This is a genomic window from Candidatus Enterococcus murrayae, assembly GCF_017315985.1.
GTDB classification, from domain to species: Bacteria; Bacillota; Bacilli; order Lactobacillales; family Enterococcaceae; genus Enterococcus_A; species Enterococcus_A murrayae.
Map to the genome: position 1 here is coordinate 68,824 of NZ_JAFLVR010000028.1, position 13,452 is coordinate 82,275.

General features: G+C 39.4%; 12 protein-coding genes and 1 tRNA gene. 5 read left to right on the top strand and 8 right to left on the bottom strand.

Translation table 11 applies throughout. The features are described 5' to 3' along the window. Positions 1 to 2: 2 nt before the first annotated feature. The 3 genes from yycF to JZO85_RS12655 form a co-directional block, all read right to left on the bottom strand. A complete protein-coding gene (gene yycF, locus JZO85_RS12645; RefSeq protein WP_010745757.1) occupies positions 3 to 707 on the bottom strand; it encodes a response regulator YycF in 705 nt (234 codons plus the stop codon). 196 nt (positions 708 to 903) lie between these two features. Beyond that, complete coding sequence (locus JZO85_RS12650; protein ID WP_207108898.1) at positions 904 to 1,761, bottom strand: DegV family protein; 858 nt, start codon at positions 1,759 to 1,761, stop codon at positions 904 to 906. Beyond that, on the bottom strand, positions 1,751 to 2,302 hold the full coding sequence (locus JZO85_RS12655; protein WP_207108899.1) for a DUF1836 domain-containing protein: 552 nt from the start codon (positions 2,300 to 2,302) through the stop codon (positions 1,751 to 1,753). Before JZO85_RS12655 ends, JZO85_RS12650 begins: the two co-directional genes overlap by 11 nt. Positions 2,303 to 2,459: 157 nt before the next feature. On the opposite strand from JZO85_RS12655, the gene JZO85_RS12660 reads away from it, so the two are divergent. Together JZO85_RS12660 and JZO85_RS12665 are read left to right on the top strand one after the other, a co-directional pair. Further along, positions 2,460 to 2,532: transfer RNA gene (locus JZO85_RS12660), tRNA-Lys, on the top strand. 265 nt (positions 2,533 to 2,797) lie between these two features. Continuing rightward, positions 2,798 to 3,889: an LPXTG cell wall anchor domain-containing protein gene (locus JZO85_RS12665; RefSeq protein WP_242550354.1), complete on the top strand. Its 1,092-nt coding sequence runs from the start codon at positions 2,798 to 2,800 to the stop codon at positions 3,887 to 3,889. A gap of 66 nt (positions 3,890 to 3,955) precedes the next feature. Here JZO85_RS12665 and JZO85_RS12670 read toward each other — a convergent pair whose 3' ends face one another. The 4 genes from JZO85_RS12670 to opp3b are packed head-to-tail and all read right to left on the bottom strand — an operon-like array spanning position 3,956 to position 7,964. Beyond that, complete coding sequence (locus JZO85_RS12670; protein ID WP_207108921.1) at positions 3,956 to 4,909, bottom strand: ABC transporter ATP-binding protein; 954 nt, start codon at positions 4,907 to 4,909, stop codon at positions 3,956 to 3,958. A gap of 26 nt (positions 4,910 to 4,935) precedes the next feature. Then, positions 4,936 to 5,982, bottom strand: a complete 1,047-nt coding sequence (locus tag JZO85_RS12675; protein WP_207108901.1) for an ABC transporter ATP-binding protein — start codon at positions 5,980 to 5,982, stop codon at positions 4,936 to 4,938. 6 nt (positions 5,983 to 5,988) lie between these two features. Further along, positions 5,989 to 7,023 carry an oligopeptide ABC transporter permease gene (opp3C, locus tag JZO85_RS12680; protein ID WP_207108902.1) on the bottom strand — a complete coding sequence of 345 codons (1,035 nt, stop codon included), beginning with the start codon at positions 7,021 to 7,023 and terminating at the stop codon, positions 5,989 to 5,991. Further along, positions 7,023 to 7,964 carry an oligopeptide ABC transporter permease gene (opp3b, locus tag JZO85_RS12685; protein ID WP_207108903.1) on the bottom strand — a complete coding sequence of 314 codons (942 nt, stop codon included), beginning with the start codon at positions 7,962 to 7,964 and terminating at the stop codon, positions 7,023 to 7,025. Before opp3b ends, opp3C begins: the two co-directional genes overlap by 1 nt. Before the next feature lie 165 nt (positions 7,965 to 8,129). Between opp3b and JZO85_RS12690 the strand changes: the two genes are divergently transcribed. Next, a complete protein-coding gene (locus JZO85_RS12690) occupies positions 8,130 to 8,474 on the top strand; it encodes a DUF3899 domain-containing protein (protein WP_207108904.1) in 345 nt (114 codons plus the stop codon). Positions 8,475 to 8,521: 47 nt separating this feature from the next. On the opposite strand, the gene JZO85_RS12695 is transcribed toward JZO85_RS12690, so the two are convergent. Next, positions 8,522 to 10,183: a peptide ABC transporter substrate-binding protein gene (locus JZO85_RS12695; RefSeq protein ID WP_207108905.1), complete on the bottom strand. Its 1,662-nt coding sequence runs from the start codon at positions 10,181 to 10,183 to the stop codon at positions 8,522 to 8,524. A gap of 606 nt (positions 10,184 to 10,789) precedes the next feature. On the opposite strand from JZO85_RS12695, the gene JZO85_RS12700 reads away from it, so the two are divergent. Beyond that, positions 10,790 to 12,304: a 2-isopropylmalate synthase gene (locus JZO85_RS12700; RefSeq protein WP_207108906.1), complete on the top strand. Its 1,515-nt coding sequence runs from the start codon at positions 10,790 to 10,792 to the stop codon at positions 12,302 to 12,304. A 66-nt stretch (positions 12,305 to 12,370) separates the two neighbouring features. Further along, the gene (gene leuB, locus JZO85_RS12705) at positions 12,371 to 13,429 is read left to right on the top strand and encodes a 3-isopropylmalate dehydrogenase (protein WP_207108907.1); all 1,059 of its coding nucleotides are present in this window, start codon (positions 12,371 to 12,373) and stop codon (positions 13,427 to 13,429) included. The last annotated feature ends 23 nt before the right edge of the window (positions 13,430 to 13,452 follow it).

Here is a 13,452-nt window from a genome sequence, read left to right on the forward strand (position 1 = left end):
ACTTACTCCTGTTCAGGGTTGCGTAGATAATACCCTACGCCACGTCTTGTTACTAAATAGGTTGGATGACTTGGATTGTCTTCGATTTTTTCACGTAAGCGTCGAACGGTCACATCTACTGTTCGAACGTCACCGAAATAATCGTATCCCCAAACAGTCTGCAATAGATGCTCACGAGTCATCACTTGTCCAATATGTTTTGCTAAATAATGAAGTAATTCAAATTCACGATGTGTCAATTCAATCGTATCCCCATGCTTAGTTACCATATAAGCATCTGGATGAATCGTTAAATCGCCAATGGTCAAATCACTCTGTGCTGTTTGTTCTTCTTCCTTAGGTGCTTGTCCGCCACGACGCAGATTTGCTTTTACGCGAGCAACTAGCTCACGATTGGAGAACGGTTTGGTCACATAGTCGTCAGCACCTAACTCCAAGCCTAGAACTTTGTCGATCTCAGAATCCTTAGCTGTAACCATAATGATCGGCATTTCATGGGTCTTGCGTACTTCACGAGCCACTTCTAAACCGTCTTTTTTAGGCAACATCAAATCTAATAAAATTAAATCTGGGTTAACCTCTTCGACTTTTTCTAAGGCTTCTTCACCGTCATAAGCAGTAAAGACTTCGTAGCCTTCCTTGGTTAAATTAAACTTCACGATGTCCGAAATCGGCTTTTCATCGTCAACTACTAGAATTTTTTTCACTAAGAGTCACCTCATACCTTTATAGGATTGTATGTACGCCTTACCATTATACAATAATTTCAATACTGTTTCACCTTTTCAAACAGACGACGATTTTTTTACAACTATTACTTAAGAAAAAATGAAAAAAAGAGACGAGCTTTGCTCATCTCAAATCTGAACTATAGTTCTTTTTCAAACTCAAAAAAATCTCAGTCTAGTCTAAAACCTGGCAAACTACCCCTAACGATCCCGGTCCAGTGTGTACCGATAATGCAGGCGAGACTTTCCCAAAATAAATATTTTCGGCCGTTGGAAATAATTCCTGCAGCCGCTGGCGAATTTTTTCAGCTGTTTCCAAAGCATCCGCTTGAGTCACCGCTAAATTAAAGCGCTTGTGATTGCCTACATGCTCTTTTACCAGTTGAATCGTTTTATCAATGCTTTTATTCAAACCGCGCACCTTTGCAACAGTATAATAAATCCCCTCAGGATTGCACGAAATAATCGGTTTCAATTTCAAGGCGCTTCCCAATAAAGATGAAACCAGGCCGATGCGTCCACCCTTTTGCAAATATTCTAAGGTATCAACATTGAAAAAGATTTTTGTTTTTGGAATCTTGCTCTCAACTTCTGTGATCACTTCTGTAAATGATTTTCCTTCCTTAACTAAATCCCCAGCATAAATCGCCAAAATCCCAGCACCGATCCCAACATTTTTTGTATCGATCGATTGAAAAATCAAGCCTTCATAGTGTTCACCTAGCACACGCAATGCATTATAAGTACCGCTTAATCCACTTGAGATCGTCACGATGATTACATGTGTATAGCCTTGGGCCTTGATATCATCAAAAACTTTATGGATCAGTTCGCCATCAGGTAAAGATGTCGTCGGCAACTCCTTTTTAATTAGTGGAAAAATAGTATCCGAACTAATGTCGATTCCATCTCTATATTCTCGGTCACTAAAAATGATCCGTAACGGTACCATAAAAAAGGGTCCGCTATCAATGACTTCCTCAGGAACATCTGTCCCAGAGTCAACTAAGATTGCAATTTTTTCATTCATCATTATTTTCGCCTTCTCTCTCTTTATCCAATTGAATGATTTTTTCAACTAACATTTTTTGTGTAAATGAAGCCACAGCGCTCTCCATCGCTAAATAATAAAAATCCTTGCTGTTACGAGTCAAACTAACCTCTTCTCCTAATACAATTTTTGCTATTTGCAGTAGTGCTTCCTCCTGAACTTTACAAAAACTATTGTAGGCTTCTTTAGGTTTGTTGATCGCCAACTGCATACGAATCAACTCATTAATATCTGGAATCGCAAATACCTGTTTTAACAAAGTGATCGCAATTAAATAGGCTAAATGATTACGATTGTATCTTTTTTTGACAGGCGGCGGGATTAATTTATGTTTAACATAGTTGTTGACCATCGCACTTGATAAAAGCTGGTGCTTCTCATCCTCCATTAATGGAGACAAATAGCGGTCAACAAGGGTAATGACTTGATCCATATATAGCTCTAATTCGGGTAACTCTTCCCAACGTGGCAGACGTAGTTCCTTTAATCCTTCTGCCCAAGCTCTGAGTTTTGGTTCTTCCATTTATTTGCGCCCCTTTCATCGATAGTTTATCAAAATTATGAAAATTATACAATATAGTTTCGAAAACTAGATAATTGAAACGCTTTTTAACTAAATTTTTTAAGTTTATTCTTGCTTTTTTATTTTCTCAGTGCTAACATATGAAAGTACTTTGTTTGGGCCGTTAGCTCAGTTGGTAGAGCAGCTGACTCTTAATCAGCGGGTCGCGGGTTCGAGCCCCTCACGGCCCATTGGGTGCCAAACCCACGTCACCAGTGCATTCTTGGCTACTTCGGTAGTTTAGAAAAGAATGTACGTGGTGACTTTTTTTGTGTTTAAGTCTAGATTTTAAAGGCAATAAAACTCAATTAAAAGCATTTTCAGTCAAGACGATATAAGTCATTGGTTTAGCTCAAAAAAATTTTTAAATTATTTTTGATTTTGCTAGTTTACAAAAATATTTCTTATGTTACAATTGTGTTACAGAAAGATTAAGGAGTGATTCTTGTGAAAAAAATGGTTTTGTTGAGTTTGTTGGTATTGAATTTTCCCCTAGTTGCATTTGCGGATACTTCGGATAGTACTCCCGCTAGTACCGTTGCTTCAAGTCAAGAACAAGTTATTGAGGCGCCATCTAACCCAAATGGAGTAATTGTTGAACAGCAAGAAGCTGCCTCTGTTGAAAAGCAAGATTCAAAAGAGAGTATTGTTGAAAATAAGGAATCAACAACAGAAGAAACTGCGTCAACAGCTAAAGATGAAGCCGCTATCGAAGACACTACTAAAACAAGTCAGTCTGAGAAAAACATGGCTGAAACTGAAACAACCGCAACACCCAAAGCAGCGTCAAAGACAGTCACTGTACCTCCTGTAACTAAAGTATCCGAAAAATCAAAAGCAGTTGTTGAGAAAGAACTCATTAAAGAATGGACCGCAGAGAAAATTCGTGAAAACTTAACGTCGACAAACTATGGAATTGATCAAGCTGAGTTGAAGAGCTATTCTGATCAAGAATTGTCCAACGCTTTTAAATTGTTTGTTCGTTATAACCTTGATGTTACCGGCACCGACTTAGGGTTTTATGTTCATACGTTACGGATGGTCTACAAAGATAAGACAGTTTCTTGGCTAGATATTGAAAAAGCATTAGCTTTTAATCCGCACGAATATCAAACAACTGATGAATTAGCAGAAAATATCGATCAGTTGCAAATGTATCTCCGAATACTTTATCCAGACACTAAGCATTTCACAAATGAAGAATTGATATACATTTTGAATGATTTGAAAACCAAAGAAAATCTGCACTATCCAAATGGTCTATTTTCTGGAATTCTTTTTTCATTGGATAACTATCCAGACAGTAACATTGCTAAACCAACCGGATTAAATCATAACTCAACCATAGCTGCTAAACCACTCATTCAAACTGTTGCGAACGTCCCTGTTTCCACAGCTTCTGCAAAAACTGAAGCCGCGGTTCAAACAACCGATCAAAAACAATATCCTAAAACCGGTGAACGCAATACCTTGCCTATTACCCTTGCCGGGATCGCACTATTCCTAATTTCTGGAATCCTGATTCTGAAACGCCGCATTCGTTCTTAACGTTTTTTCTCTATTTCTCTCTAAAAAGGAGTCAAAACAGATTTCTCTTTCTGTTTTGACTCCTTTTTATACTGCTAACGCTTTTTCATTTTTCAAATGCTGCAATTTCTTTTTATAATAAGCCATTTCATCTTCAGCAGAATAGATAAAATGTCCCGGAGCGATCTCTCTTAACGAACGAGCTTTTCCATCATGTGGTTCTGTTTGATACCTTATCCGACGTCGCTGCCGTTCATGATCAGGGTCTGGCATGGGAATTGCCGACAATAAACTTTCAGTATAGGGATGCACACCATAATGATAAATTTCATCACTCGTTCCAACTTCAAGTAAATGACCATTGTTCATAACACCAATACGATCACTAATATGTTTCACCATTGACAGGTCATGCGCAATAAATAGATAGGTCAGATTATGCTCTTTTTGCAAGTCTTGTAACAGATTCACTACCTGGGCTTGGATTGATACATCCAAGGCGGAGATTGGTTCATCGCAGATAATAAAACGCGGGCGTACAGCTAGAGCACGAGCAATTCCAATCCTTTGCCGCTGCCCTCCTGAAAATTCATGAGGATAGCGCGTTCCATGACTCGGGTTTAATCCGACTGTCTCCAACAAATCATTCACGATTTTGTCTCGTTCTTTCGGTGTTTTAGCTAGACTGTTTACATCAACACCTTCTGCAATAATATCTTTGACTTTCATCCGTGGATTTAATGAAGCATAAGGATCCTGAAAGATCATTTGGACATCGCGGCGAAACTTGGTTAATTCTGCTTTCCCGTGAATTTTCGATACATCTTTTCCATCAAACAAAATTTCACCAGCCGTTTGCTGATTCAAACGGATAATTGTTCGACCAGTAGTTGATTTTCCACTACCAGATTCTCCTACTAAGCCAAAAGTCTCCCCTTCATTAATATGGAAGCTTACATCGTTAACGGCCCGGACCTCATTTTTACTGCCAGTATTAAAATACTGTTTTAAATTAGTTACTTCTAATAATCGTTTTTCCATCATGCTCCTCCATCTCCTGGTAAAAATTAAGCGGAATATTGATTTTGCTTCTTGCGAAAAATATCCCAACGCCGCTGAATCTCAGCTGGAGGGTTGACCGCGGGACCTTGAGGCGCAAGCAGCCAAGTCGCTGCCTTGTGTGTCTCAGAAAGTTCAAAGAAAGGCGGCTCCATCTCTGCGTCAATCTTCAAAGCAAACTCATTCCGAGGATAAAAAGCATCTCCTTTTGGCGGATCTAATAAATCTGGAGGAGAACCTGGAATCGCGTATAGACGATCATTTCGACTGTCCAAGGTAGGCATCGACCCGAGCAGCCCCCATGTATATGGATGCTGCGGATTATAGAAGATTTCTTCGGCTGTACCAACCTCTACAATTTTGCCAGCATACATGACAGCTACTCGGTCTGCAACATTCGCCACAACACCAAGGTCATGAGTAATAAAGATAATTGACGTTTCGATTTTTTCTTGGATTTCTTTTAATAATTCTAAAATTTGTGCTTGAATCGTCACATCAAGAGCTGTTGTCGGTTCATCAGCAATCAAGATCTCCGGATTACAAATTAAGGCGATAGCAATTACGATTCGTTGCCGTTGCCCACCAGAAAATTGATGAGGATAATTCTTCAAACGCTTCTCAGCCTCTGGAATCCCCACTAGATTCAATAAATCTAACGCTGCCTTCAAACTTTCTTTTTTAGAAACATTTTTATGTTTTCGCAAAGATTCTGCCACCTGTTTGCCAATCGTCATGGTGGGATCGAGAGAGGTCATTGGATCCTGAAAGATCATTGCGATTTCTCGACCGCGAATCTTTTGCATTTCTTTTTCAGATTTATCAACAAGATTTTGTCCTTTGAATAGAATCTGTCCTTCATCAATTGTGGCATTGCTAGAAAGCAAGCGCATGATCGTGCGGGTAGTAACGGATTTTCCGCTGCCAGATTCTCCCACGATCGCTAAGGTTTCTCCTTTATTCAAGTCAAAATCTACACCACGAATTGCTCGGACTTTTCCGGCATAGGTGTCGAATGAAATAGTCAAGTTGTTTACTTCTAAGATTTTTTCCATAAATCGTCACTCTTTCATTTTGGGATCGAATGCGTCACGTAAACCATCAGCTAATAAATTGAAACAAATCATGATCAGCGAAATAGTTACTGCAGGAATCCATAATAGGTACGGCAGGTATAAGAACGTTTTATAGCCATCGTTCAATAAAGTCCCTAATGAAGCATCAGGCGGAGTTAACCCCAGACCGATGAAGCTCAAGAAAGCCTCAAAGAAAATCGCAGTCGGAATACTGAACATCATTTGAATAATAATTACGCTAGATATATTGGGGATGATGTGTTTGAAGGCAATTTTCCATTTTGATTCTCCTAAAGTCATCCCTGCCAAAACATACTCCTGATCTTTCAGCTTGAGTGTCTGAGCCCGAACAATCCGCGCCATCGGTATCCAGTTAGTAATAGCCATAGCTGCTACGATCGAAAATATTCCCGGTTCAAACACAACTAACATTAGAATCATGACCACTAAGTTGGGAATCCCAGAAAGAATTTCCAAAAAACGCTGCATCGCGTTATCTACTTTTCCTCCTAGCATGCCTGAGATCAAGCCATAGGCAACACCAATCGTAATATCAAATAGCGCAGCAATGAATGCTATCAACAATGAAATTCGTGTCCCCATAAACAAACGGCTCAGCACGTCACGACCTAAACCATCAGTTCCTAATAAATAATTCACATTACTTGGAACATCAGCCTGCGCATATTTATCAACTAACTCACCAGCGACTATTGTTTTTCCATTTAGCCCATTAATATTCAGACCTGGAACCCGCGGAGGCAAATTAATATAATCAACATTTTGTTTACTTGGATCCTGGGGTGAAACAAAAATTGTCACGATTGAAACTAGTATGATCACAGCTAATAATATCATCGAGATTACTGCTGCTTTATTTTTCTTTAACCGGCGCCAGGAGTCTTGCAAAAAATTCAGTGAGGGGGCTGCAATCTCTTCACGCTCTTCCTCTGTATTTTTTTGCAAGGGTTGAAATTCATCAGCAGGAATATCAACAATTGAAGGATATTTTATTTCCATCAGCTTTTGCTCCCTTCTGATAATCGGATACGAGGGTCAACTAATCCATAAAGCAAGTCGACAACTAGAATAACAAAAACCAACATGAATGAATAAAGGATCGTTACCGCCATAATCGTTGGATAATCGTTCGTCATGATCGACTTCACGAATTGTTCCCCGATGCCAGGAATCGCGAAAATATTTTCTACTACAAGCGAGCCAGTCATTAGGGCTACCGCCAATGGTCCCAGCAAAGTCATTAACGGGATTAAGCTATTTCGCAATCCATGCCTAAAAGCAATCTCCCAACGGCTCAATCCTTTTGCCCGGGCTAGTTCGACATAATCACTATGCAAAACCTCTACCATCTCGGTACGAATAAAACGAGCCGAGTCTGCCAGCGGAGACATTGCAAGGGCTAATGTTGGTAAAATCGTATAAGCAAAGCCCTCCCATTTTGCGATCGGCAAGATCCGTAATTTCATGGCAAAAATATATTGTAATAGCACAGCAAAAACAAAGTTAGGGATAGAACGTCCTAAAATGGCAACGAGTGTTGAAGACGTATCTGCCCATGAATTTTGTTTCATAGCAGAGATTGTTCCTAAAATGGTCCCAACAAAAGTTCCAAAGAGAATTGCTTGCAGCCCTAATTGTAAGGAAGGACCGATTCGTCCTGCTAATAAGGCGGCAACCGCCTGATTTTTGAATTGGAAAGAAATTCCGAAGTTTCCTTGAACGAGGTTCGATAAGTAAATCCCGTATTGAACGATTACTGGTTTATCTAAACCAACTTGTTTGTTCAGCATGGCAATCGTTTCTGGACTTAAACGTTCTTGGTTGGTGTATGGTGTCCCTGGCAATAACTGCATTAAGAAGAATGTAATAGTCGCAATCAGCCACAAGGTGATTAACATGAAAAAGACACGCTTAAAAAAATATTTCAGATAACTACTCATGAGGTGCCTCCTAATCCATATTTAAAATAGTTACTTTTCTAGAAAAACGAATCATGTTTCCCGCTCTTAAATTTTGACTTCTACTTTTGTTATGGTTTAGAGTAGAAGACATCGCGGAACGATTTTATCTAAATAGCGTTAGCTGTTAATTATTGGAGTGTATGTATGAAAAATAAATTATTTCCCATTGGAATCGGCGGTAGCTTGCTGATCATTGTCGTGATCTATTCAATCATTCAAGATTCGCCTTCACTACTAACTTTATCAAACCGATTTTTTTTAGTTGGATTACCGTTTTTGATTATCGGCATCCTGCTTTGGATTTTTTCTTCAGGTTTCTTTGATCACTTTCAACATTCAATGCATCAAGCATTTAACCGGAAACAAAAGAAAAAATCAGACATCCAGTCCCTCTCACAAGTTGGACAAGGACGTTACTCATTTTGGTTGATTATCGCAGCTGTTCTACTCGCGGCATCAATCCTTTGTGCGTTGTTGACAATGATTTAAAAGGAAGTTGGAACGATTCTCGTTCCAACTTCTTTTTAATTGTTTAACTACTCTTCAACATAAGTCCACTTGTAGTCCCAAGAAGCACCTGCAGGATGATGAACAACTCCCTTGATTTTCTTATTCACTAAGTGCGCTTCAGATAATTGGTAAAGTGGAGCAACACCGGATTCTTTAGAAATAATTTCATTGGCCTTTTGCAAATCATCCCAACGAGCTTCTTCATCGCTGGCATCTTTATTTGCTGAATCCTCAACTAATTGGTCATATTCTTTATTACTCCAACGACCACGGTTGTATGAGTTTCCTGTTACAAACAAATCAGTGAAGCTAGATGGATCGGCATAATCGGCGCCCCACCCACCAAGTAAAACATCAAAATCTCCCGCATTTGAACGATCCAAACGAACAGAGAATGGTACTGGTGTTGGTTTTACCTTGATACCTGGTAACGTTTCTTCTAAAGCACTTTGCATATACTCAATCACTTTTTTTGATGAATCTGTATCAGAAGCCATCAATTCAAATGAAAGTGAATCGATCTTCAATTCTTTTTTTGCTTTATCCCAATATTCCTTGGCTTTTTTCTTGTCGTAAGGAGCAAGGTTCCCTGCTTCTTTTGCGAAGTCTTCATCGGTCTTAGGATTTTTTGACATGTCTGATGGCACTAATCCATTCGAAACGACGGAACCATCGCCTAACACTTGGTTCACTAAAGACTTCCGGTTGATTGCATATGAGATTGCTTTACGCAAGTTTTCATTTTTGAATGGAGAGTCTTCTTTTCGCTGATTGTATTCAAGATAGCTGGTGCGTGCTTCTTTGAATGATTTGTACGCTGGATCATTTGCATTTTGCTGTGCTAATTCACCAGATAAAATCACGTCATCCGCTTCGCCGTCTTTAAATAAATTCAAAGAAGTCGACGATTCTTTTACAACGTTGACTTTTACATTAGACAACTTGACTTCGTCTTTATCCCAGTAGGTATCGTTTTTCTTGTATTCCCACTCAGTATCTGTACCCGGACCATCAAAGCCTTCTAACGTGAAAGGACCATTGTAGACAGATTTATCACTTTTCGTTGCATATTCCTTCCCATTTTCTTCTACCACTTTTTGATTTTGTGGGAAAAATGATGGAAATGCCAACAAGTAATCAAAATAGGGTGTCGGCTTGGATAACTTGATCTCTAACTCATGATCATTGACTGCTTTGATTCCTAGTTCATCTGGCGATTTCTTTCCAGCTGAGATATCCGCAGCATTTTCAACAGGTTCAAAAAGGTAGGCGTATTCTGAAGCAGTCTCTGGTTTCACCGTACGCTGCCATCCAAAGACATAATCTTTGGCAGTAACTGGATCACCATTCGACCATTTTGCATCTTTTCTTAATTTCACAGTATAGGTTTTACCGTCATCACTGACTTTGACCTTTTCACTAGCACCTGCCGGCTGTGGTTTATTGTCTTTGTCTAAACGATAAATTCCTTCATAAACATTATTTAGTGCAGTAAAACTAATTGTATCTGTGGCTACAGATAGGTCTGCGGTTGGCATTTCTTGTTGTACCACTAAATTGTATGTGCCATTATCTTTTGCCTTCGCACTTGAACTGCTCTCATCAGTTGAAGCACTCTCGCCGCCATAACACCCCGCCAAAGCGAGCCCGCAAAACGCGATGATACCATAAGCTAATTTGTTCCTCATATCTTTTTCCCCTTTTGATTCAATTTTCAGAATAATTATGAAGTTCTGAATATGGAGAGTAGTTTAATCATTTGTTTTTAATAAATCAACACATATGCTTTAATAATCTTTTTATTTTTTTGAAAAAAGCTAAGAAAACTTGTAGATTGAACAATAATTCTAAGAAAACTTTTTATTCTTACAAAAAATCCAAAATAATTTTGTTTTTCAGTTTTTTTCTAACATATTGATGACAGCTATTTGCCCTTTTTTAGAATAGTAGGAAACTTTTTTAAAAAGCTCTCTTTTTCTCTTTCATCCAATCGCTTTTTATAACCGCAGCTATTTATTAAAAATATTTCTCATCTTTTTTTCATAATCTTATTGACAATCCTTTTCTTTTTTTATACGATGATTACAACAATTTTTAAAAAATTCTGACAATAAAACGGGTGGTTGCCATGATGAAATCAAATATGTCTTTCAACGCAACTTTATTATTATAGCTGGGACTTTCTGAAATTTATTTCATAGAGTCCCTATTCGCATTGCATTGGAGAAGAAAATGGTTCTTTTCCAATGGGGTGCTTTTTTTATACCCGTTTTTCAAATGAAGGAGGAGTAAAAATGAGAAAGATACAATTTTTTGACACTACATTAAGAGATGGTGAACAAACCCCTGGAGTAAATTTTAATACAAAGGAAAAAATTCAAATTGCGCTTCAATTAGAAAAATGGGGCGTTGATGTCATCGAGGCGGGATTTCCAATTGCCTCCCCTGGTGATTTCGAGGCGGTACAAAATATCGCGCGCCAGGTGAAGACAATGACCGTGACTGGATTGGCTCGTTGTCAGAAAAAAGATATTGACCGCGCCTATGAGGCATTGAAAGACGCGGTGGATCCTCAGATCCATGTTTTCTTAGCTACAAGCGATGTTCATATGCAATACAAACTAAAAATGACTAGAGATGAGGTCCTTGCTTCTATTAAAGAGCATGTAAGTTACGCGCGTAGTTTATTTGAGAAAGTTCAGTTCTCACCAGAGGATGCTTCAAGGACGGAAAAGGGCTTTCTATTAGAAGCTGTACAAACAGCAATCGATGCCGGAGCTACAATCATCAATGTTCCTGATACCGTCGGTTATTCAAATCCAACGGAATATGGCGGCATTTTTAAATCATTAATTGCAAATATTCGAAGTGAACGTGAGATTACCTTTTCTTCTCATTGTCATGACGACTTGGGGATGGCTACCGCAAACGCGTTAGCAGCGATCGAAAATGGGGCGAATCGTGTTGAAGGGGCGATCAATGGCATAGGAGAGCGAGCTGGAAATACGGCTTTGGAGGAAGTTGCTTTAGCCTTGGCGATCCGGAAAGATTTCTACCAGTGTGAATCAGCTATCGTGTTGAATGAAACAAAACGAACAAGTGAACTAGTCTCTCGCCTTTCTGGCATTCCAGTTCCAAAAAATAAAGCAATCGTAGGCGACAATGCCTATGCTCACGAATCTGGTATTCACCAAGATGGTGTATTAAAAAATCCGGAAACATACGAGATCATTACGCCGACACTTGTGGGCGTCAATCAAAATTCTCTTCCGCTAGGAAAATTATCGGGGCGGCATGCTTTCAACGCTAAATTGGAAGAGCTCGGTTATCAATTAAACGATGCAGACAGCAAAGAAGCTTTCAAACGGTTTAAAGCTCTGGCTGACAAGAAAAAACAAATTACCGATAAAGATTTAGTTGCCCTGCTAGCCGATCAATACAGAGAAGAGACCGAAAAATACAAATTGGCGGATGTTCAAGTCCAATATAGTTCTAATGGCTATCAAGGGGCGATCGTCTCAATCATTGATGAAGAGGATGAAACCAAAGTAGCCTCTCGAATCGGTTCAGGCAGTATTCAAGCAATCTACAACACAATCGATGAATTGTTCCAGCAAGATCCTGAATTAACGGAATACGAGATTCAAGCTCTGACTGGCGGTGAAGATGCTCAAGCAGAAGTTCGCGTCACTCTTCTGGATAAAGAAACCAATGAAGAATACCGAGGTATTGGCGTAGACTTTGATGTTCTGCAGGCGTCGGCCAAAGCTTATGTACAAGCTAGTAATCATCTAAAACAAAAAAACTAACTAAAACTTTCTACTATTAATATATAGAAGAAAAAAATTTAGCTTATGCAAGATAGGAGCATGCACATGAATAATAAAATTGTCGTTTTAGCCGGTGATGGTATCGGACCAGAAATTATGGACAGCGGTCTTAAAATTTTGGCCGCCGTAGAAAAAAAATGCCGTAGCACTTTTGAACTTGAAAAATTTCCCTTTGGCGGTGCAGGTATCGATGAAGCGGGTACTTCACTACCCGAAAAAACACTGGCTGCTTGTCGAGAAGCGGATGCGATCCTATTGGGAGCAATTGGCGGCCCAAAGTGGGAAAAAATGGCTGACACGCCTGAAAAAGGATTACTGGCTCTGCGCAAATCTTTAAACTTATTCGCAAATATTCGTCCAGTCTCGGTTTCTTCTGCGTTGCTGCATCTTTCGCCATTGAAGCCTGAAATTATTGAAGGAACTGATTTGATCATCGTCAGAGAATTAAGCAGCGGTATTTATTTCGGGGAGCCTCGTGAGTTAAAAGAAAACATGGCTTACGATACTGCTCGTTATCAAAAAAGTGAAATTGAACGGATTGTTCATTCTGCTTTCAAAATCGCTCAGGGTCGAAGGAAAAAAGTCACATCTGTTGATAAGGCTAATGTCCTAGCATCAAGTAAATTATGGCGGGCAACAGCAGAGGAAGTCGCAAAAGACTATCCAGATTGTCAGTTGGAACATCAATATGTGGACTCAGCAGCCATGAAACTGATCCAAAATCCAAAAGCTTTTGATGTGATCGTTACTGAAAATCTTTTTGGCGATATCTTAAGCGATGAAGCCTCAGTACTGCCTGGTTCCTTAGGCGTATTGCCAAGCGCAAGTCACAGTGATGGCGGTCCCTCGCTTTACGAACCGATTCACGGCTCTGCTCCAGATATTGCAGGAAAAGGCATCGCCAATCCAATATCAATGATTTTGTCTGTGGCAATGATGCTGCGTCAATCATTTCAAGAAGAGCAAGCTGCCAAAGCAATTGAAAAAGCCTGCGATGCTGTTTTATCCAACGGGCTATTCACTCATGACCTAGGCGGGCAAGCAACAACAGCAGAATTTACTGACGCGGTAATTCATGAATTAACCGCTCCCGCTTTAAACTAACCGAATACTGCATACAAAATACA

What these genes read in the sequence shown, in the direction of transcription:
- JZO85_RS12650 (WP_207108898.1), bottom strand. Translation starts at nt 1,761, where the DNA reads ATGATGAATGAAAAAATTGCAATCTTAGTTGACTCTGGGACAGATGTT.
- JZO85_RS12655 (WP_207108899.1), bottom strand. Translation starts at nt 2,302, where the DNA reads ATGGAAGAACCAAAACTCAGAGCTTGGGCAGAAGGATTAAAGGAACTA.
- JZO85_RS12665 (WP_242550354.1), top strand. Translation starts at nt 2,798, where the DNA reads ATGGTTTTGTTGAGTTTGTTGGTATTGAATTTTCCCCTAGTTGCATTT.
- JZO85_RS12670 (WP_207108921.1), bottom strand. Translation starts at nt 4,909, where the DNA reads ATGGAAAAACGATTATTAGAAGTAACTAATTTAAAACAGTATTTTAAT.
- JZO85_RS12675 (WP_207108901.1), bottom strand. Translation starts at nt 5,982, where the DNA reads ATGGAAAAAATCTTAGAAGTAAACAACTTGACTATTTCATTCGACACC.
- opp3C (WP_207108902.1), bottom strand. Translation starts at nt 7,023, where the DNA reads ATGGAAATAAAATATCCTTCAATTGTTGATATTCCTGCTGATGAATTT.
- opp3b (WP_207108903.1), bottom strand. Translation starts at nt 7,964, where the DNA reads ATGAGTAGTTATCTGAAATATTTTTTTAAGCGTGTCTTTTTCATGTTA.
- JZO85_RS12690 (WP_207108904.1), top strand. Translation starts at nt 8,130, where the DNA reads ATGAAAAATAAATTATTTCCCATTGGAATCGGCGGTAGCTTGCTGATC.
- JZO85_RS12695 (WP_207108905.1), bottom strand. Translation starts at nt 10,183, where the DNA reads ATGAGGAACAAATTAGCTTATGGTATCATCGCGTTTTGCGGGCTCGCT.
- JZO85_RS12700 (WP_207108906.1), top strand. Translation starts at nt 10,790, where the DNA reads ATGAGAAAGATACAATTTTTTGACACTACATTAAGAGATGGTGAACAA.
- leuB (WP_207108907.1), top strand. Translation starts at nt 12,371, where the DNA reads ATGAATAATAAAATTGTCGTTTTAGCCGGTGATGGTATCGGACCAGAA.